This window comes from Streptomyces sp. NPDC043680, from assembly GCF_056436685.1.
The window spans coordinates 1-23,491 of record NZ_JBWKCE010000031.1; the positions used below are offsets into that span (position 1 = coordinate 1).

Consider the following 23,491-nt stretch of genomic DNA (forward strand, 5'->3'; position numbering starts at 1 on the left):
TCGTCCTGAACTTCGCGGCGATCGGCATCCTGGCCACGTGGGGCATGATCATGATCTGCCACCTGCTCTTCTGGCGGAAGACGCAGCAGGGCGAGCTGACGCGTCCTGGCTACCGGCTGCCCGGCTCGCCATGGACCGAGATCGTGACCCTCGGCTTCCTGGCCTCCGTCCTGGTGCTGATGTACGCCGACGGCGGGGCCGCTCGGACCACCGTGCTGTGTGTGCCGCTGATCGTCGGGGCTCTCGTCGCCGGGTGGTTCGGCGTGCGCGGCCGGGTGGCCGGCATGCGCAGGGCAGCCGAGGACGCCCAAGCCAGGCCATGACGGGCGGCGACATGTCCGGGAAGGGCCGCCCAGGCAGCAGTGGCCGGTGACATCACCTGCCTGATGGGGGGCGTGCCGCGATCCTGCCCAGGACGCACGCAAATGTGACCTCATAGCGCTTTTCAACCGCCGGGTGGTCACCTTACGATCCGACCGCGCCCCAGGGATTCCTGCCCCCCGCGTACCCCTCGCCCCTATGGCACCCAGCCCTAAAACCCGCGGCGCTGCTCCTTGCAATCCGCCGTCCTCAGCCCGAGTCAACCGCGACGCGTAGCGTGGCATTCACAGTCTGCGCATGCGGAACAAGCTCTCCAAGAGAAAGCCAGCTGTTTCAGGCGCTGTCATGTTCGATCTTCACCGGCTCAGACTTCTCAGGGAGCTCAAGCACCGCGGCACGCTGGCCGCCGTTGCCGCTGCCTTGTCCTACAGTCCATCGACCATTTCCCAGCAGTTGTCCTTGCTGGAATCCGAGGCCGGCGTCCGGCTACTGGAACACGTCGGTCGGCGGGTGCGTCTCACCCAACAGGCGGAAATCCTTGTTGCACACACCGAGGCCGTCCTGGAGCGGCTGGAACGCGCGGAGACCGACATCGCGACATCCTTGACCGATTTGACCGGAACGCTCCGCATCGCTTCCTTTCAGAGCGCGGCGCTGGCCCTGGTCCCCCCCGCGCTGAACCTGTTGCATGCAGCTCATCCGCTCCTGCGTGTCCATCTCACTCAGATGGAGCGGGAAAGGGCCCTCTCTGCCCTGCTGGCGCGCGACTTCGATCTGGTCCTCGACGTGGAGTACCCCGGCATTCCCGGTCCACGGCCCGCGGAGGTGGAGCAGGAGGAGTTGTGTGAGGACACCCTGCATCTGGCTCATCCGGCCATCGGGGGCGTGGCAGACCCCATGGAGGCTCTCCAAAGCCTGGCAGGAGAGCCGTGGATCATGGAGCCCGAGGGAACCATGGCTCGCCGCTGGTCGCTGGCATTGTGCCGCGAAGCAGGCTTCGAACCCGACATCCGCTACGAGTCCACCGACCACTTCCTGCACCTGAGACTCGCCGAACAGGGTCATGCGGCCGCGCTGCTTCCGGGCTTGGCGTGGCACGGTCGCCCCATCACCGTCCCCATACAGCCTCTGCCACGGGCTCATCACAAGCGCAGGCTGCTCACTGCCGTGCGTCGCGGAGGCGGCCAGCACCCCACCATCAAAGCCACACGGCAGGCACTGCTCCAGGCTGCTGAGCAGTTGGTGCTGTGACCGCATGAGCCGCGGGGCCCGGCTCTCGTCAGGCCGGACGTCCGAGTCCGTCTTCGACCGTGTCGATGAGAACCTGCGTCCGGGGTGGCGTCGTAGTGCTTCGGTCCGTACCCACGATGAACGTCCACAGAGATGAACGTCCGCAGAAGAGAGGAACCCCAGCCGACCCGCGGCTGGGGTTCCTCTTGGCGGTGACTATCGCTCAGCAGGTGGAGTCACCCGTGCCTGAACCGTTCGTCTCCGCGCCGGGAGGCCGGCCCGAAGCGTGATCACCGCGGATCGGGGAGGTCAGCGCTGCAGGGTGAGAACCCCCGGCCGGTACGGCAGTTGGTCGTAGGGGCCGCCCGCAGTGGGGGACTTGCCCTGGTAGAGGAACTGCAGGTTGCAGGGGTCGATGGTCATGGTCTGGTCGGGGTTGGTGCGGACCAGGTCACCGTGACTGATGTCGTTGGTCCAGGTGGCACCGCTGTTGGCCTTGCCAGCGAAGGGGTTGCTCTCGGTGGCGGCCTGGGGGGTCCACGAACCGCTCAGGCTGGAGGCCGTGAACGAGCGGAAGTAGCGCTGCTCATTCGCGCCCCGAGCCTCAACGAGCATGAGGTACTGGTTCTGACCCTGAACCTTGTACACCTGCGGCGCCTCGAAGAGGTTCTTCACCGTGTCGCTCATGACGGTCGTGTACGCCGAGCCGAAGTTGCCCGGGAAGTTCCCGATCGGCATGCTCGCCCGGTAGATGCTGCCGTTGTCACCGGCGAAGAACAGGTACATGTTCTGGTCGTCGGCGATCAGGGTCTGGTCGATCGGGGCGGCGTTGGGGATGCTGCCGGTGAACAGCGGCTGCGGCGCGGACCAGCCGTTGGGGTTGGTGGGGTCGCTCGACGTGCGGTAGATGAAGGGCCACGCACCCCACTGGTACGCCAGCACCCAGATTTTCTTGGGCGCGAAGTAGAACAGCGTGGGCGCCACCGCGGGCTGGCTCATCCCGGTCTGGCCGGCCGACGCCATGTCCGTCCAGTTCGTGAAGGGACTGAACATCATCGAGCCGTACGACGACCCCGACGCGCTCGACGCGTAGACCAGGTGCTTGCCGTTGTACACCACGCTGGTGAAGTCCTTCACCGCGGCCCACCCGTTCGCCGGCTGCGCCAGCGCACCCGTCGACGTCCACCGGTACGTCGACGGAAGGGCACACGTGCCGCCCGTCGGCGCGGGCGTTGTCGGGGTCGACGTCCCGGACAGGCCGGTCCACTTCTGGTTGGTGCCGGACCAGCAGGAGTACAGCTGGATCTTGGTGCGGTTGGCGGTGGCCGCGCCGACGGCGTCGAGGCACAGCCCCGACTGCACGCCGGCGATCGTGCCGTTGGTGTTGACGTTCCACTGCTGGCTGGCGCCGCCGTCGCAGTCCTCGATGACCACCGCGGTGCCGTTGCCGGTGCCCTTGGACATGGCGTCCAGGCACTTGTTGCCGTAGATCATCAGCTGCTTGCCGGAAGTATAGGTCCAGCGCTGATTGGCCTGTCCGTTGCAGTCCCACAGCTGCGCCTGAGTGCCGTTGACGGTGGTGGAGCCGTTGATGTCCATGCAACGACCGGAGGGGACGCCCTTGATCGCCCCGGTACCGGTCCCGCCGGTGGTGGCGGGGGCGGCCTTGAGGGCGTTCACGACGGCGGTGTAGGCGGCCTTGGGGTTGCCGTTGTTGTCGAACAGCAGGGGGCTTTCGCCGCTGCGCCAGGAGTCGCTGTCACGGATGCCCCACACCGTGATGCCGGTGCACCGGGCCACGGACAGACAGGCCTTGACCGTGTTGGCGTAGTGGGTGGGCGACGCCTGCGCGATGTCCAGCTCGGTGATCTGGACGTCAACGCCCAGGGCGGCGAAGTTGGACAAGGTGGTCTGGAAGCTGGACGGCGGGCCGCCGGTGCCGAAGTGGCTCTGGAACCCCACGCAGTCGATCGGCACGCCACGGGACTTGAAGTCCCTGACCATGCTGTAGACGCCCTGGGTCTTGGCGTCCGACCAGTTCTCGATGTTGTAGTCGTTGTAGCAGAGCTTGGCCGAGGAGTCTGCCGCCCGGGCGGTGCGGAACGCTTCCTCGATGAAGCCGTTGCCCAGCACGTTCTGGAACACCGAGCTGCGGTGCTGCGAGGAGCCGTCGGCAAACGCCTCGTTGACCACGTCCCAGGCGTAGATCTTGCCCTTGTAGTGGGTCATCTCGGTGGTGATGTGATGGTTCATCACGCTGCGCAGCGTGTTCGCGTCGCCGATGGAGCTGACCCAGGACGGGAGCTGCGAGTGCCAGACGGTGGTGTGGCCGCGCATCCGCTGGCCGTGTGCCATGGCACGGTTGACGATCTGGTCGGCGGGGCCGAAGTTGAAGTTGCCGCGGGACGGTTCGATGGCGTCCCACTTCATCTCGTTCTCCGGGGTGATCATGTTGAACTCCCGGTCCGAGATCGCGGCGTACTTGGAGTCGCCGAGCCTGCCGGCGGCCACGGCGGTGCCGAAGTACCTGCCCGAGGGGGCCGCCTGCGTACCGAGGTTCGCGGCTCCGGCGGAGCTGGGGAGAAGCGTCACGACACCGGCCACCAGCGCCGCGGCCGACAGTCCTATCGTCAAGGTCCGGCGACGCCGGCTGAGACGGTGCAGGCCCTTCATGATTCTCCTCGGGGGTCGCGGGTCACCCTGGGTGCCGTGATGGTGCGCGCATCGGCCGGTTGGACCTGATCCGCCGCGGGTTGGGTGCGGTGCAGGACGTGGCGCCGTTCCTGCATACCGGTCGCACGGGGTTCGTGCGTGTGTCGCGTCATGGGAGGGGCTTTCTTCGGGAGAGACGTCAACGGGGAAGTGGGGGAACCTCCCGCGCCGGCACGCCATGGTGAGCGGCGGGAAGGGCACCCCACGTTATGGAGGCCTCGGAACGCGCGGTCTCGTAACAAAAAAGTCGCGCCGCCCCGACGATTGCCCAGTGATGCATCTCGCAGGAAAAAAGCGTTATGCCAAACTCCACGGTCTGGTCGGCCCGGTGGAAAGGCGTGCCACCCTGACCATCAGTGGGGGTTGAGGAAAGTCGATGAATGCGGACCGAAGCTGGATGCGGCGCAGCACTCGGCTCACTGCCGGTTCGAGAACGGCGTGGTGCAGGATCACGAGCTGTCACTGCGCGGCTCGGTCCGAAAACAACTCAAGGAGCGGTAGCCCAGCCCTTGCGCATGATGAAGGACGCCTGGCCGGCAAAGGCCCGTGTGCCGTCGGAGCCATCGAGCCAGATGCCACCGTCGCGGTGGCGGAGGACCGATCCGGGATAGTTGTGCGCGTGCAGGGTTACCGACCCGGCGACCGCCCCGGGGTGCGGACAGAAAGTGGCGTCTTCACGGAACAGTTCGCTGCCGTCATTGGTGCTCAGCCGTAGCCGCAGGTCACGATGGCGCAGGTAGCGACCATCGGCGGCGCGGAAGGTGACGCACCGTGTGTCGGCCAGTCCCCGGAGGACCGTGAAGGTGACCCGCTGCCGTGTCTGCGCGCTGCTGGACGCGGAGACGCGGCCGAGCGTCGCGAAGTCGTCGGCGTACGTGAGGTACAGGGCGGGGTCGTCCACGGACTCCAGCGACTGTGCGCCCAGCGGAACAGTGCCTGCGACGGCGGACGGACTCACCGGGGACGGCCCGGCCGACGTGGTGGTGCTCGACGGGATCGGCGTGGGGTTGCCGGCTGTGGGAGCGGCGACGACGCCGGGCACCCGAGGCGCCGGTTCGGGCCAGGTCGCGTAGGTGGCGGTCCCGGCGACGAGCACCGCGCCGGTGGCGAGCCCCACCAGCGGATGAGCGGTCACGGCGTGGAGTTTGCCGATCAGCGAGCTGTGCAGACCGCCTCCCCCCGTCGCCGTCGCCGTCGCCGTGCCGACGGCGACGGGTGCTGTGGCCAGCCCGGCGGCGCTCGCGGCCGTACCCGACAGCAGGCCCTTGGCGACCAGCGCGGCGATGAGTCCGGCCGGGACGGCCAACGGCGCGAGGTCGAGGAGCAGTAGTTCGGCCGGAACCCGTTCTGTCGCCGTCGCCATGCAAACCGGGCAGTCGCGGGTGTGCCGCGCGATCCGCTTGCGCCACACCGATGTACGGAGACCGTCCCAGCCGACGACGGTCTCGCCCAACTGCGGACAGCGCGGATCGGCCTCCAGCGCCGCGACGATCGTCCGGCTCAGTTCCAGCTGCTCACGCATGCGTTGCAGGCGAACTCCGACGTGGGCGACGGTGAGCCCGGTCGCGTCAGCTATGTCGTCACGGCTCAGCGAGCCGGCGCGCTCCTGCCACCACAGCGACAGCAGCACCCGATGGTCCTGATCGAGCCACCGGCCGGCTTCGACGACCTGACGGCGCTCGTCCGACACATGCAGACGCAGGATCGTCACGTCCTCAGGCTCGGCGCCGGCGTCCGGTACCTCGAATGCCTCGTCGATGACCGTGACCCGGCCGGCGAAGGCGCGTTGCCGCTGCCAGTGGGTATTGATCTGGCGGAGCGTGATCGACACCAGCCAGGATCGGAAGCTCTCCGGGGCACGCAGGGCCGGCAGGTCGCGCACCACGCGCAGCAGGGTTTCCTGGACGACGTCGTCGACGTCGGCATGTCCGCTCAGCGCTCGCCGGACGATGTTGTAGAGCAACGGCAGGTACGCGGCGATCAGCTCCTCGCGCGCCCGATCGTCACCGGCCTGCGCCGCGACAACCAGCCCCGCGTGGTCCGCATGCATGAGCCCCATTCCCACCTTCCTCAGGGGAGCGATCCGCCGAGTACGGCGTCACACCGTAGCCTCGGGTATTCAACTGGGCTCGGTTATCTGACGCTGAGTTAGGAGAAGGTACCCTGAGCGCGAGGATTCGAGTCGAGGTCGGATCCGCCGCAAGAACAGGTGCACCTTCTCGGTGAGCGAGCGTACAGGGTGATCAGCGGCTGTCCGTGGCCGCTGACGGGAAGGGTCTGGTCAGGCACGCCGGAGTAGTACTGCTGTACCAGGTCGCGGACCGTGTCTGGTTGACCGCCGCACTGGGTCGGCCGTGCAGAGGGGCGGGAGTGCGATCTGGCGCGACCGCGGACACCCGCTGCTCGGTGCGGCGAGCGCAATGCCGGCTCGGCGGACGGGCCTGCCGTACAGCCGGCTTTCCTGGCGGTGCTCGGGATCGGCGGGGGGCGGGCGGCGTCCGAGGCGATTCCCGTGTCCACGCTCATCGCCTTCCGCTGCACCTCTTCTACCTGCGGGAGCCGGTGTCCCAGCTGCTGGTCGACGCCATGTCCCGTGCAGGAGGGCGCGGCCGTGATCTGCAGTGGCGCGGCCTGGCCACCCGCTACGACTGTGAGGAGGTTCAGGTGCCGCTTCGGACGGTGGCCTGCCCCGCGTTACGATTGGCTCGGTGCCTTGGTTTTCATCGCCGCCGCCGGCACATCACACGCTCGCGGAGCGGCCACCCCAAGCGTCGGCACCGTCGCTGGAAACCTCGCCCGGCGGCCCAGGGGAGCCCCCTCCAGCCACCGGCGGCGCCGAACGCGGCGGCCGTCTGCTTCCGTCATCGTGCTGTGTGCCTGAGCACGCCCTCCATCCGCGACGGTGTGCCGGAAGCATGCCTCCCTGAGACCCGTGTCCGAGCGATCTGTCGGGTGCGTTCCGCTCCCGCCCGACGATCTTCTTCTCGGTATTGCTGCCCTGCCCCGAGGCGGGCAATCCGCTCTGACTCGCGCTGACGGCGTGAGGCGCGACAGCATGGAGGGAGGGCGGTCGACCGGGCCTGCCCGCGTAAGAGAGCGTTACACATTGTGACCAGGCAGCGCTTTGCGTTCTGCGGGGCTGAGCTGGCCGCTGTCTACGTGCTCGCCGAGGGCCGCGGGGAACTGCACCTGGCCGAGATGACCGGAAACCGCGCCATGCTGTACGGGCTGCCGGCGGTCCTCTCCGTGGAGGGGCACTCCCCGGCCGCCGAGGCCTACCGTTCGGGCCGTCCGCTGTGGCTGAACCCCAAGGAACTCGCCGCATACGTGGAGGAGGACCCGCACCACTACCCCGGGCGGGTGCGGGACGACTCCGTGCAGGCGGCGCCTGCCAGTGTCTCGCTCGGTGCCCTGCCGCTCGGACACGGCTCCAACGAGTTGGGATGTCTGATCGTCGCCGGCAAGGTCCCCGACGGGTTCAGCAACGATCGCCGGAGCCTGCTGGAGCTGTACGCCGACCAGGTCGCCGCCGGACTGGAATCGGTGGCCGCGCACGCGCCCGGGCGCACCGCCCCGCGCCCCGTGCTGGGACACACACTGGTGCCGCTCCGGGGCGGCGCGTTCATCCTGGACCTCGGCTCCGGCCGTATGGAGGCGCACGCGCGCGTGCTGGAGCTGCTCGGCATCCCGCCGGACCAGTTCGGCGGCAACGTGGAGATGCTGCTCGCGAGTGCCGTACCGGACGACATCCCCGCACTGATGGCCATCATCGAGCCCGACAGGCTGACAGCGGATCCGCAGCAGCTGGCGTTCCGCGTCCGCAGGCCAGGAGGTGAACTGCGCTGGCTGGGCCTGCGGAGCCGGGTGATGACGGACGACGAGGGCACCCCCGTGCGGGTCCTCGGCGTGGTGGCCGACGCCTCCTACCTCCGCCCCAGTGCCGACGAGGTCTCCATCGTGCAGCGGCTGTCCACCAAGCTGGCCGGCTCGACGACCACCAGGGACGTCAGCCAGATCGTCGTGAATGCCCTGCGCACCCCACTGAACGCGAGCCGGGTGGCGGTCGCCGAGCTGGAGGCCGACCGGCTCGTGGTCACCGTGCTCGACCCTCCCGAGCCGCGCGCCTGGCCGGGTATGTGGCGTTCGGAGTGGCGATCCGAGTGGCCGGACGCCTCGATGCACGACCTGCCCACGCTGCAGAACGCACTTCGGGAGGGCCATGTGAGCCTCTGGCCGCCGGGTGCGGACCTCGAACCTTCCCTCGCGGGGATCGGGCCCGGTGGGCTTGCGGTCCTGCCGCTGCCCGCCGACGGCCGGATGGTCGGGGTCTGCCTCGTCGGATGGGACGGTGAGCACCGGTTCGGACCGGAGGAGCGGTCGCTGCTGACCGCCACAGCGGGGCTGGTGGGGCAGGCGCTGATGCGCGCGCACGCGCTGGACGCCGGCCATGAACTCGCCACGATGCTCCAGCGCAGCCTGCTGCCGCGCAAACTCCCGTCGCTGCCCGGTGGGATGGCCGTCGCCCGCTATCTGCCCGCGACCGTGGGGCTCGAAGTGGGCGGCGACTGGTACGACGTCATCCCGCTCGGCGACGGCCACGTGGCGCTCGTCATCGGCGATGTGCAGGGGCACAGCGCCGGAGCTGCGACCATCATGGGCCAGATACGAACGGCCGTGAGGGCCTACGCAGTGGAACGCCACCCGCCCGACGTGGTCATTGCCCGGGCCAACCGGCTGCTCGTCGGCATGGAGACCGACCTGTTCGCCACCTGTCTCTACGTGGACCTGGACATGGAGGAGGGCATCGCCTGGTGCGTCCGCGCCGGTCACCTGCAGCCGGTCCTGCGCAACCCGGACGGCAGCACCGAGGAGATTACGGTCGAAGGAGGACCGCCCCTGGGAGTGGTCACGGACGCCGAATTCCCCATGACGGAGATCGGCTTGGTCCCGGGGACCGTCCTTGCCCTGTTGACGGACGGCATGGTGGAGTCGTCCAACGTCCGTCTGGAGGACGGCATGCGCCGGGTGCGCGACGTACTGGCCACAGCAGACCCGGCCGACCCGGGGAGGGTGGCCGACGAACTGCTCGCGCGGGTCAACCGGCGAGACGACGACGTGGCGCTGCTGCTCCTGCGCTACGACGGCACCCGCGTCCGGCCGATGCGGACCAATTGGACCGTCTGGCGGCTCCCCAACGCCGTCCAGCACGCTCGCCGTTTCACCGCGCGCACGCTGCGCTCGTGGGACGCGGAAAAGGAGATCGATGTCGCCCTGCTGGTGGTCTCCGAACTCGTCACGAATGCGATCGCCTATACACAGGGAGAGGTACGGCTGGATCTGACGCTCTCCGCGGACCGGCTGCGGATCGCCGTGAACGACGCTTCACCCCGCAGCCCGGTCAAGCCTACGGACGTGGACTGGTCGGCAACGGGTGGCCGGGGGCTCCTCATCGTCGAGGCGACGACGGCGTCGTGGGGCTCGGTACCTCTCAGCGGCGGCAAGCAGGTGTGGGCCGAGGTGCCGCTGGCCACTGCGCGCGGCTGACCAAGCGCGCGGAGCGGCGCCGCCCTGGGGGCAAGCGGTGGCCCTGGATTCACGTAAACAGTCGGGTTCGGCTGCGCCTGCCCCAGGGTGGTGATGAGCGCCTGCGCCAGGGGGACACCCGCCGTGCTCACGGTGACGACCTCCCGCGCGCGAAACGGATCAGATCGGCAGATGGAAGACGTCGTCCTGGATGTTCGAGATCTGCGTGTTCCGCTTGATCCCGACCGACATCCTCGTGCTCTTGATCGCGGTGACCTCGGCCGTCGTGAGGGCCGGGCCGTTCTCGAACCAAAGGCGGTTGCCGGCTCGCGTCCGCGTGAGCTGATCGGTGATGACCGCGGTGAAGAGCGGACCGAAGGCCGTGCCCGGGACGTGAGGCTCGGCGACCACCGATCAGCGGGTCGACCAGGCGGACGTCGCCGTACGCGGCGTTCAGCTTCGCCTGTACCACCGGGTCCGGCGTCAGCTCGGCGAACGTGCGGCGCGTGGGCAGCCCGTACGCCTCGCGGCACCAGTTGTAGTCCGGCACACCGTGGTCGCGGGCGCGCTGGATGTCCACCGCCACCAGGTCCGGCGGCCGGGTCGCCGGGGGCCCCTACCGCAGGTAGCCCACGATCGGCACGAGCACCGCGGAACTGCGTCACCGGGCCGGGATCGATTGGGTGAGGTTCACCGGGTTGCCGTCGGGGTCCTGAATGTGGGCGACGCGCTGTCCCCACGGCATGTCGTTGGGGCCGCTACGGACGGAGCCGCCCAGCGCCTTTACCCGGTCGAGCGTCTCGTCGACGTCGTCGACACCGATGCTGAGCAGGATCCGCGGCGCCGCCCCGGTCCCCGGGTTGGCCGTGGCCACCAGTCCGAGATCGGTGTCGCCGATGCGCAAGCCGAGGTAGAAGGCCGGGCCTTCCTCCGGCACTCGGAAGACCTCCTCGGCGCCGAACAATTCCGTATAGAAGCGGAGCAGGACGTCCTGGTCGGCAGTAATGATCACTGGCTGGATGGTGGACATGGCTCTCCTGTCGAGAACGGTCGTGTCGCTGGGTAGACCGTTCGAGGGCGGTGAACTCATCGGCCGCCGCGGTGCCGGCCGTCCTGGCCGTGACGGGTGCGGTCCTGGCCGTGACCGGTCCATGCCCAACTGGGCGCTTTGGGTGTTCCCCCGGGCGGCGGCCTGCCACCTGATTTGCGGCGTATTCAATCTGTCACTAAAGGCGACACGAGGGTTGTCGGTGGATGACGGAGCAGAGCCGAATGATCAAGCTACGGATGGACGGCGCGTCGGGTAGCCGTCGCTGATTCTTGCGGGGTGCGGCAGGCGCCATCGCTGCAGTCGGCACCGGGGTGCTGTTCTCGGGCACCGCTCAGGCGGCGCCGGCGGTCTTGCGGGTCGGCAAAGGTTCTGCCTCTGCTGCCGGGGATCGGGGTGGGATGCCACTGCCTCCGGGCGGCACGGACGTCCCGCGCCGCATGTACGCGGCCAATGTCGCGCTGAAGCTGAGCAGCCTGGGCGCGCTCACGCTCGACTTCAAGGGCGGCATCACCTTCCTGGTGAGAGCGGCCACACAGGACAGGATCCCACTGGAAGTCCAGGGGTTCAGGAGGGAGGCGGACACGAGTCCGCAAACCCCCAACAGCGGAAATGCTCATCGCCCTGACGCTGTCGGCAACCGCGCTCCCGCCACTGAGCGTCCTGCAGACCCGTGAAAACGGTGGCCTGGAGATGCTCGTCCAATCTGAGCCTCACTGTTGAGATCATCGACAAGTCGACCGGGGAAGCGGTCCAGATGTTGATGGGTCCTTACGAGAGGCGACCTCGTTCTGGAGGGTGCGCAGCAGGTCGAAGGCGGGGGCGTCGACGGGGCGCTGGGTGTTGCTCAGGACGATGACGGCCGCGCCGGTCTCGGGGTCGAACCCGACGAAGGAGGAGAAACCTCCGGTTCCCCCGTTGTGCCAGATCTGCAGGTGGGCGCCCTGGCGGGGGTGAAGGCGGTGGGCCCTCCAGCCGAGGTGCATCCAGGCGAAGGGGCTGTTGCGGTGCTCGACTTGCCGGCTGAGGCGGATCGCTTCCGCGAGCTCGGCGGGGGCGCCGCTGTCCAGTTGGGCCCGTACGTAGGACACCAGGTCGGTCGCGGTCGACCACAGGCCGCCCGCCCCGGCGAGGTCGGCCAGGTTCCACGGCGGGGTGGGGCGGCGCCTGCTGTCATGGCCCTGGGCGAGCCGGCCGGGCCGGGCGGCGGGAGCAGCCACCATGGTGTCGGACATGCCGAGCGGGGCGCACACGTGTGTGGTGACCAGCTGCTCGTAGGTGGTGCCGGCGCGGCGGGCGAGGGCCAGCCCGAGGAGTCCGGCGCCGAGGTTGGAGTAGTGGACCCGTCGGCCCGGGGGAGAGCCGAGGCGGGTGCGGGCCAGCCCGGACAGCAGGACGTCCGCGGTGCAGTCGGCGTACGGATCGGGGGTACGGGGGCGCAGCAGGGCCCGCAGCAGCATGCCTTTGGGCAGCCGGGGCAGACCGGAGGTGTGGGTGGCCAGGTGCTGCAGGGTGATCTCCTGCCCGCCCCGTGATGGTACGGCTGTGCCGTCGGGGAGGAGACGGGCCAGCGGGTCGTTGAGGTCCACCGTGCCGGCGACCGCCATTCGTGAGAGGGCCAGCGCGGTGAAGGTCTTCGTTACCGAGCCGATCTCGAACAGCGTGCCGGCGCCCGGTGTCCCGCTGCCGGTCCCTCCGGTGGTGCCCGCCCCCGCGACCCCCACATGCCCGTCGACGACGGCGGCGACCACGACGCCGACGTGCCGTCGGGCGAGCCGGTCCGCGGTCGTCAGGGCGAGCGTGCCGAGTTCCTGCGCCTTGTCCATGTCTAAATGATGCGGAAGTGCGATCACCCGCCGACAGCGCCGCGATGATGATTCCCCGCCGCCGCCGTGCGACTTGAGGAGGAGCAGGTCCGATACGAAGGAGGCTAGGCGCTCGGCATCCTTGCGTTCCTGCTGTCGCTGGTCAGTGAATCTGGGTAGGTGTGATGTTCCTGGCCCGGGACTTGCACAGATTGGCTGCGTGTGGTCGAGGCTTGGCGACTTGTCGAGCCTGTGCAGAGTGGAAGCTCACTGGTGTTCACCGACGCCCCCACCGACACCGCCCTCAGGCTGCCACGGGCGAACTCGGTCAGGCACTGAACGACTACGCGACCTGGGCATGGATGGCCAACGGCCCCTGCGGATCCGGCCTGCCCGCCGCCGACTTGCTCCTCACACTGGGCCGCTGGGAGAGAAGGCCAGTTCCGCGGTGTTCCCCCGGCCCTGGTTCCTGCGACGACCAAATGGGTGCCGTCCGCGCTGAACGCCATCGTGTGGGCGGTACCGACCGGTGAGGAGAGCGAGCGCGTCACCGTCCCGGTGGTGGGGTTGCGGAAGCTCAGCAGCACCTTCATCCCAGCTGCCACCAGTGTGGAGCCGTCCGGGGTGAAGGCCATGGCTCCGTTGGGGGAATCGTTGGACGAGAAGTCGGCGATCATTTCGTGCGAGTCGGTGGCCCCATAACCAGCCGTCGCCGGAGATGTTGCCTCCCGTGAGGGTGCGCCCGTCGGGACTGAACGCCACCGTGTACAGCTCCTTGTCGGTCAGCGGTTGCGGTGGGACCAATGGTTCCGGCCGATCGGGACGGCCGCAGCGCCGAGCGCAGCCAGACCGCCGATCAGAAACACGCGCCGGGGCAGGCGGCGCCCTGGAGGGCATCTCGGGACCGCTGGGTGCCCGGTGACCAGGCGGGTGTTGCTCCATGTCGTCGGGTATGTCCGGGGCTCGACCGTGGCGGGAACGGCCTCTGCAATTGCCCTCGTGCATAGCGGGACCGAAGAAGAAGGTGCCGAGGCCGGGGTATGCATCTGGCGTTCGGCGATCATCGTCGCGATCGCTGGTGGGAGCCATTGGGTGGTCGGCGGAGTGGGGTTGGTGAGGTCCCTGAGGATGTCGGCCACACATGGGCGGTCGCCGGGAGCCTTGGCCGGGCAGCACTGCAGCAGGCCCGTCAGGCGGATGGGCAGGCCGGCCAAGTCGGGTTCGTCGTGGGCTATGCGGTGCAGGAGGCCACGAGATCGGCCCACCCAGCGCTGTCGGGCAAGTAGTTAGCCATCAAGCCAGCGCGGGGAGGCGATCGGGCTCTTGCGGCTTGGTGAGCCGGCGGGTCGTGGGGGTGATGGCGGCCCAGGTGATCAGGGTCCCGGAGTGCTGGACGAGTCGTTCGTAGTCGCGTGCATGTCTGCGGGCGTGCATCATCCAGGTCAGGGTTCATTCGACGACCCGGCGGCGGGGAAGGACGACGAACCCGGAGGTGTCCTTGGGGCGGCTGACGGTCTTGATCGTCAGGCTCAGGTGGTTCTTTGCCCAGGTCACCCGCTCGCCAACGTAGGCGGAGTCCGCCCGGATGATGGTGATCTCGGGTGCATGAGCCGAAGCCGGAAGAGGCCTTCTTGGCGGCCTGGCTGTCGTGGAGGTCGGCGGGGGCCATGACGAATAGTGGCAGGTGGCCGGTGTCGACCACGAGATGGCGCTTTCGGCCGTTGTTCCTGGAAGGCCGACGGCTGCGCCGGGAACAGCCGGTGCGGTCGGCGCGGTTGCATCGACCGAGGGACCGGAGCCACGGGCGGGGAGCACGGCGACCACGAGGTCGTCCGCCCACAGGATTCAGGCCCCAGGATCGCGGTACGCCCGCCGCGAGCTCGGACCAAGAAGTATTTCTGCAGGAGGATTGTTTCATGACTGACCGGCCCTTGACGCTCATGGCAGTGCACGCCCACCCCGACGACGAGGCCACCGGAACCGGAGGGGTCCTCGCGCGGTACGCGGCGGAGGGCATCCGCACGGTTCTCGTGACGTGTACCGACGGCCGTTGTGGTGATGGACCGGAGGGTGTCAAGCCGGGTGATCCCGGGCACGATCCGGCGGCCGTCGCCTTGATGCGCCGTCAAGAACTGAAGGCGAGCTGTGATGTCCTGAAGATCAGCGATCTGGAGATGCTGGACTATGCCGACTCCGGGATGATGGGCTGGCCGAGCAACGACGCCCCCGGATCCTTCTGGCAGACCCCCGTGGAGGAAGGCGCCGCCCGACTCGCGGAACTCATGCGGCACTACCGACCCGATGTGGTCGTCACCTACGACGAGAACGGCTTCTACGGCCACCCCGACCACATTCAGGCGCACCGCATCACGATGGCGGCGCTGGAGATGACCGAGCTGACGCCGAAGGTGTACTGGACGACGATTCCCCGCTCGGGGATGCAGCGGTTCGTGGAGATCATGCGCGAGTTCCATGAGGACATGCCGGAGCCGGATCCCGCCGAGGCCGCCGCGATGGCCGAGATCGGCCTCCCCGACGATGAGATCACCACGTGGGTGGACACCACCGCGTTCAGCGGTCAGAAGTTTGATGCTCTGGCCGCGCACGCCAGTCAGGGCGAGAACATCTTCTTCCTCAGGATGGGCAAGGAGAGGTTCGGCGAGTTGATGGGTATGGAGACCTTCGTACGGGTCAAGGACGCCACCGGCGCGGCTGTACCCGAGAACGATCTCTTCGCCGGACTGCGCTGATCCGCCCGTCCGACCGGAGTCCGGGAGAGCTCATCGGCCGCACGGCCCGATCGAGCGGGTCCGGGAGCTCGCGGCCGCGGGCCCGGGAGCTCCCGGGCCCGCGGGAGGCTCCCTGCGGGAGCGGTGGGGCCGCAACCGCTCCGACCTCGCCGGGCCCATGGCAGCCGTCCGCTTCGCCCCGGAGTCCGGCCGGCCCTGTGCCCGACGCGTCGGCTTGGGCGACGAAGCCACGCCTGGACCAGGCCCGCGTAGTGGCGGGCCGGCATGGCTGCGGCGAGCCGTACGGTCGTGCGCGCCCGGCGGATTCTGCCTCCCGGCTCCGTGCCCGCCTCGGGACCGGCCGATGCCGCCGCCCCGGCACGGCAGTCCCGTCCGAGCCTGCTGAGCCGGTACGGAGGCAGGCGCCGGACGGCTGCCGCCGCGCGACCGCCGCCACACGGCTTGCCCCCGCCCCGACGTCACTGCCCCCACGACCAGCGCCTTGGCCCGGGCGTTGCAACCACCTACGTCAGGGCTGTGATCACGACTGCGAACACGGCACTGATCACGGTCAGGGTGGTCGCAAACGCCTTGCCGGCAGTGGCGACGCACCCGGGTACCGGACTCCCGCCCCATCGGGCGACGGCGAACGCCGCACCGGCCGCCAGGAGCGATACGACCACCGCTAGGACCGTCGCCAACAGCAGCAGCGCAGTGTGAGTCATGTTCACGATTCCCTCCAGGATCGATTGCGTGGGAGGCGGCGCTCCTCCACACCGCCCTGAATCGACGATCCAGCCCCCGCTGAGGCTGGAGAACCGCTTGGATGTTGTTTCCCCGACAATGTCGGGTTGTTCGACGGACAACGCGTTGTGGAGGGGGCCGATGTGGGAACTGCCAAGCGGCCGGGACGGCCGTGGGCGAAGGCTCGCGCGTCGTCACAGGAGATCAATGACCTCATCCATATCCTGCGTGACTGGCTCGACACGGTCCACGTGTCGGTGACTCAGCTGCACGGTCTTCTGACCCCGGAGCATTTCGGCGGCTCGGTCCCGCCGTTGTGGCGCCTGCGTGAGCAGCTCAACGGCGTAGGACTGACCTGGGAACTGGCCGAGGCCGTTGCGGATGTCTGCTTCCCGGCCGAGACGGGGCAGCAGGCGGCCGAACGGCTGGCACTGATACGGCCGTTGTGGGAAGCGGCAGGCGCGTCTCCGACCCCGGCTCGTGTCGATGCGACGTACGAGCTTCTGGAGGCTCAACGGGGGAAGATCGCTGCCCTGGATGAGCTCAACCGTGTGCGCCAGGCGTACGAGATCAGCGAGCAGGCCCGGCTGCAGGCCCTGCAGGTGGCCACGTTCCTCTTCGTTCTCCTTGGTCAGACCCAGGCGCAGGTGGCCCAGCTCACCCGTCGGCTCGACGCCATGCGGAGGTCTGCTGGATCCCAGCCGGCCGAGGTGACCAGAACCGAGGACCGCCTCGGGCGTTCTCAGCAGCAGACGGAGGACCTCCGCGCCCAGCTGGCCCGTGCCGAGGCGGAGCGGGACAGGGCACAGCAGGTCGCGGACCTCGCGGCACGACAGATCATCCAGCTGGAGGAGGAGCTACACGGCCTCCGTCCCGAGGCGGAGACCGTTGAGCAGACCACGCCCAGTGCTGAGGTCATGGTTCCCGGGGCGGTCGGGGTTTCGGCGGACGACGACGCCCTCGACGAGGTGGACGCCGCTCTCCGGAAAGCACGCGAAGTTCTCGACCGCGAGCACGAGGCGGTTCAGGAAGCGGCCGAGGACGTCGGATGGCGGGCCGAGGAGGCACCAGAGGCTGACGGCTGGGAGCGGAACTTCCGCGTCATCAGGGGCGAGGGGTTGTTCGGAACAACCCCTGACAACTCCCCTTCCGGCGAGGATCCAGCCACCGGTTCGGCCTCGGGCGCCGAGCGGAACGCCGTAGGCCCACCGGCCCTGCAACTCGGAGATGTCCTCGAAGGAACCCTGGACCAGCTCGAAGCGATGGGTGTTCACGGCACGTCCGGCTTGCCAACCGGTTTCAAGGACCTTGACGCCCTGACGGGCGGGCTGCGCCCGGGGCAGCTCGTCGTCGTCGCGGCCCGCCCCGGCATGGGAAAGTCAACTCTCGTACTGGACATTTTGCGTTCGGTTGCCATCCGCAGCAACCTTCCCTCCGTCCTCTTCGCACTGGACCAGAGCCGCAACGACGTGGCAATGAGGCTCCTGTCCGCGGAAGCCCGCGTCCCGCTGAATCACATGCGAGCTGGGACGATGGGCGACGAGGAATGGACTCGGCTGGCCCGGCGCGCGCCGGACGTAACTTCTGTGCCCCTCTACATCCAGGATGACGCCTACTCCCAGTTCACGGATCTGCGCTCGCACGTTCGCGAACTGCACGCTCGGACAGACATCCGACTCGTTGTCGTCGATCCCCTGCACCTGCTTGCCCACAACCGGCCCATGGACACCCGCTCCGGTGCGATCTCCGAAATGGGGCGCCAGCTGAAGCTTCTGGCCTCAGAACTCGGCGTCTGTGTGATCGCCGTATCGCGGCTCGATGGGTTCCCCAAGTCGCGCGCCGACTGGCGGCCGACGCTCGCCGACCTGCGCGATGCGGACGACCTCGTGGAGAGCGCCGACCTGGTCATCCTTCTGCACCGCGAGGACGCCTACGACATGGAGTCCGCCCGCGCCGGGGAGGCCGACCTGATCGTCGCCAGGCACCGTCAGGGCCCTACGAGTACGATCACCGTGTTCTTCCAGGGGCACTACTCTCGGTTCGTCGACATAAACGACATCTGACAGAGGAGTTGTAGGATCTCGGATTTCGCGGCACAGTCTCAGATCCGATGGCACAACGGTGGTTTCGGCGTCGTAGTCGCAGGACAGCCGAAGGCGGTGGTGGCGCGGTGGAACCCAGGGTCCGGCGGGCGTCCAGCCAGACCCTCTCGAACTCATCGGCCGAGATCGCGGCAGCGTGCGACGCTTCCTCCCATCCCTGGAGCTTGCCCTCGACGACGAGGCCGTACCGCTGCTCGTAGCGGCTCATCGAGGCGATGTCCGCGCGCTCCTGATACCGGAGAACCTCTTCCAGGGAGGCGGCGGTTACCGGGATGCCGTCATCGCCTCGGACGTCCACTTGCCGGAGAACCCACCCCTCCTCATCACCCTCGAAGTACGCCACAGGTCCAAGGCCTCGTCGTAGGTGCGGATCCACATCGCCATGACACCACCTTCGCGCAGGCAATAGGGCGCGCCGCAACGGCACGCGCAGGGCTGCGAACAGCTCACCCGTCTCCAGCACCGGGCAGCCTCACCCAACGGATCGGCGGGCGTCTCGTACATCGTCCACCAGACCGGAGGCAAGGATGAGTTTGGCCCGTCGTCGGTCGCAGCGTCCCGTCGGCCGGTCAGGGGAGCCCGCCGGCCCGGTACTACGTCCCTTTGCAGGGATGGCCCTGGGTGGTGGTGACGGTGTCCCACCAGCCCGGCATGCTGCGCCGGTCCCGTGCTGAACGAGCCGATGGGGTGCGCACCAGTGACACCGACCGCATGGGCGCCGTCCGAAGCCCTGAACGGTGATGCCCAGCAGGTCAGGGCTGCCTCTGGCTCGACTGGAAGTGGTGGAACACTCCAAGACCGGACCATGATCATTGTTCTTGGCGGGACCACCGTGTGCGGGGAAGCAGACGCAGACTTGCAGGGCGTGGTCGGCCGAGCTGGTCGCCGCGTCCGTTCCCGGCCGACCCAAGGACTGTCATCGTGAGCGAGCGTATTCTCACCCCCCGCAACCGGGGCTTCCTCTTCCTCGACTCCCACCCGGAGGGCTGCCGGCAGCTGGTGGCCGACACGTGGCAGGCATGCCCCGCGCCCGCCGGCGTGCCGGAGAGCGACGGGCCGGTCGCGCTGGTCATCGGCTCCTCCGCCGGATACGGCCTCGCGGCCACGCTTGCCGGACTCAAGCGCGCCGGTATCCGTGGTATCGCGGTGTCCTTCGAGAAAGCCCCCACCGTGCGGCGTACCGCGACGGCTGGCTGGTATCGGACCGCAGCCACCGCCGACATCGCCCGCACCGCCGGGCGGGACCTGGTCTTCCTCAACGGCGACGCGTTCTCCGACTCGATGAAAGATCAGGTCGCCGACCTCATCGAGCAGCGTTTCGGCGGTCGACTGGACTACCTGATCTACTCGGTGGCCGCGCCCCGGCGAACCGACCCCGACACCGGTACCACCTACGCCTCGGTCCTCAAGCCGATCGGCCAGGCGAACCGCACCAAGACCCTCGTCTTCGACGCCGAGGGGGTTCCCGAGGTCCGCGAGGTGGAGACCGAACCGGCCGAGGGCGACGACGTGGAGCAGACCGTGGCCGTGATGGGCGGTGCGGACTGGGAACGCTGGATCGACCACCTTGCCGCGCGGGGACTGCTTGCCGACAAGTTCTCCACTGCCGCGCTGTCCTACATAGGCTCGTCGTTGACGGCGGCTATCTACCGGCAGGGCACCATCGGCGCGGCCAAAGGCCATCTGGAGGCCACCGCCCGCACCCTGAACGAGCGGCTCCACAAGACAGTGGGCGGGCGGGCCGTGACCTCCGTCAACGGCGCCGCCGTCACCCAGTCCTCCACCGCGATCCCTGGCATCGCCCTGTACACCGGCCTGTTGCGCGGCGTCCTCGGAGAGGACCTCGTCCCTCCGATCCGCCAGCTCGCCGCCTTGTGGGACCAGCTCACCGGCGCCGCCCCGCTCGCCTTGGACGAGGAGGGCCGTATCCGCCTGGACACCTTCGAACTGACCGACGATGTCCAGGCGGCCGTCGCAGAACGCTGGGAGACCGCTACCACGGCGACCATCGCCGACCTGGCCGATCTCGACTGGTTCCGCGCTGAGGTCCGACGCCTCTACGGATTCTCCGTGCCCGGCATCGACTACACAGCGCCGGTCGCCACCGACGTTCCCTGGCCCAACCACACCCCCTGACCCGCGTCCGGAGAAGCACCAGGGGGAAGGCGCCACGGAGCGACCTCACCCCTCATCGGCAGCGTCCTTGTCGCGCAGGGGCCGCATCCCGCCGGGCAGGTCCGGGAGCTGGAATGAGTACCGCCCGAGCAGGTTGATGTGGTGCCGGACGAACGGCGAGAGGCGCGCCACATCCGACCACGCGAACCTACGACGCCGCCGGCCGTCCCGCCGAGCTCACTGCCCCCTTGTGGCCGTACGCTCGCCTTCGAGCGCGACGCGGCCGCCGCGAGCAGGTTCCCGTTGTGGCAGGCGGCAGAACGGCCGAAAAAGCGGCCGCCCCGCGCGGGGGTTCAGCGGGCCGGTCCGGACCTTTCGTCTCGGCGCGGCAGCCCGGGCGAGGGGGCTCTGCTGCGCGCCTCAGGGGCCTGAGCGCCCGGGCGGCTCAGGCCCCTGACAGGGGCGGAGCGCCGGCGGTCAGCCGGCTTCCGCGAGGGTGGGGGTGGTGGCCTGGGTGTAGGCCGCGGCGGCCAGGCAGGCCTTCAGCCGTGAGCACAGGCCCAGCTTGGCCAGGATGCTCACGATGTGGGCGCGGGCCGTGCGTTCGGTGATGAAGAGACTGTCGGCGATCTCGCCGTTGGTGGGGCCGTCGGCGAGGAGGAGGAAGACCTCCTGCTCGCGGGTGGTGAGGCGTCCGACCTCGGCGAGGGCGGCCATCCTGCTGGGTGTGGGGCGGTCTTCGGTGTGCACGTTCCCCCTGTCTACGCCAGGGGCGGAGATCTGGCGGTTCTGCCCCTGGGGACTGGTGAGCCGAGGGCTCGGTTCGGTGCGATGTGCCGGACGAGGGACGCCTGGTCAGTGGCGTGCAGGTCCGGCGCCGGTGTCCGGTGCGCCGGTCAGGACGTGGCCTCCCGCGACCGGGACTTGGCGACCCAGTAGGCGCCCTGGACGATCAAAGCGATGCCGGCCAACTGCGGCCCGTGCCTCAGGAGCGTGTTGTCGCCCGCGATGGGCAGCAGGCCCCACGTGGTGATGACCACGAGGACGATTCCGAGGAGACCGGCTGCAATGCCTGCCGCGAGGTAGAACGCGGGCGACCGGTGCGACTGGTCAGGTTCTGGTGCATTCATGATCATATTTCTACCTCCGCAACTCACCCGCCTCGTAACTTCTCGGCCATCCCGCCGTGGGAGCAGGGGTCATGGGGTGCCGTCGGGCACGTCCTCCGGGTCGAGGTGCCCGGACGCCTGCAGCGTAAAATGAAGTTGCCGCCGAAGGTGAGCCGGTCGACGATGGCCGCGCAGAGGCGGGGGTCGGTGAAGGTCTTGGTCCCGCCAGAGAAGGACGTGTTGGAGGCGATGGCGACGCTGTTCTTCTCCTCGCGTTCGGTCAGGGCCTGGAAGAGGAGTTCGGCGCCGCGGCGGTCGACTTCCCTGGAGCCGAGTTCGTCGATGCAGAGGAGGTCGACGCGGCCGTAGCGGGCGATGGTCTTGGTCAGCCCCACGGTGTCCCGCCTCCGGGCGGCGGGGTGACCGCGACGGTCGTCCCGCCCGGGGGCCGCGGCTGTGGTGTCAGTGGGGCGGGCTATCCTTCCCGGCACCGCACACCGACCGTGAGGACCACCAGTAGTGACCGGCCTGTCCGCCTTCCCGTTGCCCTTCCAGAGCTCCCGTTCCCCGGCGTTCGCGACGCCCCGGACGCTGCGGGAACTGCAGATGATGCAGTGCAGCTCGCACCTGCGCGCCAAGCCCGCGTGGTTCGAAAAGATGAACGACGCCGACATCGTCGCCAGGTGGACGCAGGAAGCGGTGGCGCAGGGCCTGACCGAAGCGCAGGTGCGCTACGTGCTCGCCGAGCTGGGGCACTACGCCGCGCTGCGGGACGCGCGGACCGGCATCGAGGTGTCCGCGGTCGACGGGGTATGGCAGTCGGACACCCTCGTCGACGAGCAGCTCGGGTCCCGGTTGCGGGGGGCGGTGCGGGTTCTGGAAGAGGTCCCCGAAGCGGAGCGGGACTGGCATCCCGGATCCGAGGGTCAGGTGCTGGATCTCGTGCACCCCTCACTGTTCTGTCTGGTGCGGGGGGTGAGCGGAGGGCCGGAGCGGGCCTGGCAGAACCCGGCGAACCACTACGCGAAGTACGAGTTCTCGCAGAGGTTCCAGTGGCTGCCCACGGACGTCGACGTCAGTGACGACGGCGCCGTCGCCTTCCGCTCGTACGTCAACAACGTCCACCCCGAGGAGCATCGCGCACTGGCCTCCGTCCTGCCGGACGTGTTCGCCCGCCTGCTCCCGCTGTTCGAGAACGTGCTCACCGATCTGCGGCACCCGCGGCCCTTGCGGATCGAGGCCGATCCCTACGGCTGGTACGACTCGGAACCGGAGTATCCGCGCCAGTCGTCCTACAGTGACAACGCGGCTTACCTGGATGCCCGCGCCGCGTGGGACGAGGCCTATGAGGCCTGGTGGGAGAACCGCCGCCCGATCGTCCCGGACGCCCCCGCCTTCAGCCCGCCCGCACTGCCCGACGCATCCGCCCGGGTCGACCTGCGCGGCCGCCGACTCCAGGTCATCGTCAAGCTCGCCACCGTCCACCTCACCCCGGACAAGCCCGAGTACCGTGGGGGTTCGTGGCACGTCGAGGGGATGCTGAACGAGCGGATCGTCTCGACCGGCATCTACTACTGGGGCAGCGAGAACATCACCGAGAGCCGGCTGGGATTCCGGGCCGCACTCGACGACCCGCACTACGAACAGAACGACGACGCCGGGCTGCGCGAGGTCTACGGCCTTGAGGACGAAGACGCGCTGAACCAGGTGCTGGGCTCGGTAGCGACCCCTGCGGGCCGCTGCCTGGCGTTCCCCAACGTCCTGCAGCACCGCGTGGACGCGTTCCGCCTCGCGGACCCCACCCGCCCGGGACACCGCAAGATCCTCGCGTTCTTCCTGGTCGACCCGGCGGAGCGGATCGTCTCGACCTCCGACGTGCCACCACAGCAGCCCTGGTCCGACACCTCGACCATGACGATGGAGCAGGCCAAGACGTACCGCGAAGAACTCATGAAGGAAAGGAAGTTCTTCGTCGACGAACACAACGAGCAGCTCTACGAGCGGGAGTTCTCCCTCTGCGAGCACTGAACCGCGGGTGGGGGACCCGGTCAGG

General features: G+C 68.8%; 14 protein-coding genes and 5 pseudogenes. 9 read left to right on the top strand and 10 right to left on the bottom strand.

Translation table 11 applies throughout. The annotated features are described in order from the left end of the window. Positions 1 to 323, top strand: a pseudogene (locus AC0666_RS32970) (amino acid permease); the annotation flags it as partial. A 343-nt stretch (positions 324 to 666) separates the two neighbouring features. After that, positions 667 to 1,572 carry a LysR substrate-binding domain-containing protein gene (locus AC0666_RS32975; RefSeq protein WP_468973511.1) on the top strand — a complete coding sequence of 302 codons (906 nt, stop codon included), beginning with the start codon at positions 667 to 669 and terminating at the stop codon, positions 1,570 to 1,572. 288 nt (positions 1,573 to 1,860) lie between these two features. On the opposite strand, the gene AC0666_RS32980 is transcribed toward AC0666_RS32975, so the two are convergent. Beyond that, positions 1,861 to 4,224 (bottom strand): non-reducing end alpha-L-arabinofuranosidase family hydrolase, encoded by a 2,364-nt coding sequence (locus tag AC0666_RS32980; protein ID WP_468973393.1) that lies wholly within the window; start codon positions 4,222 to 4,224, stop codon positions 1,861 to 1,863. Positions 4,225 to 4,750: 526 nt separating this feature from the next. Next, the gene (locus tag AC0666_RS32985; protein WP_468973394.1) at positions 4,751 to 6,322 is read right to left on the bottom strand and encodes a sigma-70 family RNA polymerase sigma factor; all 1,572 of its coding nucleotides are present in this window, start codon (positions 6,320 to 6,322) and stop codon (positions 4,751 to 4,753) included. Between the two features lie 354 nt (positions 6,323 to 6,676). On the opposite strand from AC0666_RS32985, the pseudogene AC0666_RS32990 reads away from it, so the two are divergent. Further along, positions 6,677 to 6,880: pseudogene (locus tag AC0666_RS32990) on the top strand (ABC transporter ATP-binding protein); the annotation flags it as partial. A 491-nt stretch (positions 6,881 to 7,371) separates the two neighbouring features. Continuing rightward, on the top strand, positions 7,372 to 9,807 hold the full coding sequence (locus tag AC0666_RS32995) for a SpoIIE family protein phosphatase (RefSeq protein ID WP_478709005.1): 2,436 nt from the start codon (positions 7,372 to 7,374) through the stop codon (positions 9,805 to 9,807). 159 nt (positions 9,808 to 9,966) lie between these two features. On the opposite strand, the pseudogene AC0666_RS33000 reads toward AC0666_RS32995, so the two are convergent. From AC0666_RS33000 to AC0666_RS33015, 4 genes and pseudogenes are all read right to left on the bottom strand, one after another. After that, a pseudogene (locus AC0666_RS33000) lies at positions 9,967 to 10,372 on the bottom strand (peroxidase family protein). 75 nt (positions 10,373 to 10,447) lie between these two features. Then, on the bottom strand, positions 10,448 to 10,816 hold the full coding sequence (locus AC0666_RS33005; RefSeq protein WP_468973398.1) for a VOC family protein: 369 nt from the start codon (positions 10,814 to 10,816) through the stop codon (positions 10,448 to 10,450). 743 nt (positions 10,817 to 11,559) lie between these two features. Then, positions 11,560 to 12,660, bottom strand: a complete 1,101-nt coding sequence (locus tag AC0666_RS33010; protein WP_478709006.1) for a serine hydrolase domain-containing protein — start codon at positions 12,658 to 12,660, stop codon at positions 11,560 to 11,562. 1,308 nt (positions 12,661 to 13,968) lie between these two features. Then, positions 13,969 to 14,368 (bottom strand): annotated as a pseudogene (locus AC0666_RS33015) (transposase); the annotation flags it as partial. A gap of 187 nt (positions 14,369 to 14,555) precedes the next feature. On the opposite strand from AC0666_RS33015, the gene AC0666_RS33020 reads away from it, so the two are divergent. Beyond that, positions 14,556 to 15,389 (top strand): PIG-L family deacetylase, encoded by an 834-nt coding sequence (locus tag AC0666_RS33020; protein WP_478709007.1) that lies wholly within the window; start codon positions 14,556 to 14,558, stop codon positions 15,387 to 15,389. Positions 15,390 to 15,892: 503 nt separating this feature from the next. On the opposite strand, the gene AC0666_RS33025 is transcribed toward AC0666_RS33020, so the two are convergent. Next, positions 15,893 to 16,093 carry a hypothetical protein gene (locus AC0666_RS33025; protein WP_478709008.1) on the bottom strand — a complete coding sequence of 67 codons (201 nt, stop codon included), beginning with the start codon at positions 16,091 to 16,093 and terminating at the stop codon, positions 15,893 to 15,895. A gap of 126 nt (positions 16,094 to 16,219) precedes the next feature. Between AC0666_RS33025 and AC0666_RS33030 the strand changes: the two genes are divergently transcribed. The 3 genes from AC0666_RS33030 (at position 16,220) to fabV (ending at position 20,350) form a co-directional block, all read left to right on the top strand. Next, positions 16,220 to 18,175: a DnaB-like helicase C-terminal domain-containing protein gene (locus AC0666_RS33030; RefSeq protein ID WP_478709009.1), complete on the top strand. Its 1,956-nt coding sequence runs from the start codon at positions 16,220 to 16,222 to the stop codon at positions 18,173 to 18,175. 175 nt (positions 18,176 to 18,350) lie between these two features. Continuing rightward, a complete protein-coding gene (locus AC0666_RS33035; RefSeq protein WP_478709010.1) occupies positions 18,351 to 18,578 on the top strand; it encodes a hypothetical protein in 228 nt (75 codons plus the stop codon). Between the two features lie 557 nt (positions 18,579 to 19,135). After that, positions 19,136 to 20,350 carry an enoyl-[acyl-carrier-protein] reductase FabV gene (gene fabV, locus AC0666_RS33040; RefSeq protein ID WP_468973410.1) on the top strand — a complete coding sequence of 405 codons (1,215 nt, stop codon included), beginning with the start codon at positions 19,136 to 19,138 and terminating at the stop codon, positions 20,348 to 20,350. Positions 20,351 to 20,806: 456 nt separating this feature from the next. Here fabV and AC0666_RS33045 read toward each other — a convergent pair whose 3' ends face one another. From AC0666_RS33045 to AC0666_RS33055, 3 genes and pseudogenes are all read right to left on the bottom strand, one after another. Continuing rightward, positions 20,807 to 21,079, bottom strand: a complete 273-nt coding sequence (locus AC0666_RS33045) for a LuxR C-terminal-related transcriptional regulator (RefSeq protein WP_468973411.1) — start codon at positions 21,077 to 21,079, stop codon at positions 20,807 to 20,809. Between the two features lie 146 nt (positions 21,080 to 21,225). Beyond that, positions 21,226 to 21,459, bottom strand: coding sequence for a hypothetical protein (locus AC0666_RS33050; protein WP_468973413.1), 234 nt, complete (start codon positions 21,457 to 21,459; stop codon positions 21,226 to 21,228). Between the two features lie 23 nt (positions 21,460 to 21,482). Then, a pseudogene (locus AC0666_RS33055) lies at positions 21,483 to 21,839 on the bottom strand (ATP-binding protein); the annotation flags it as partial. Positions 21,840 to 21,957: 118 nt separating this feature from the next. On the opposite strand from AC0666_RS33055, the gene AC0666_RS33060 reads away from it, so the two are divergent. Further along, positions 21,958 to 23,466, top strand: a complete 1,509-nt coding sequence (locus tag AC0666_RS33060; RefSeq protein WP_478709011.1) for a DUF4246 domain-containing protein — start codon at positions 21,958 to 21,960, stop codon at positions 23,464 to 23,466. Positions 23,467 to 23,491: the final 25 nt, after the last annotated feature.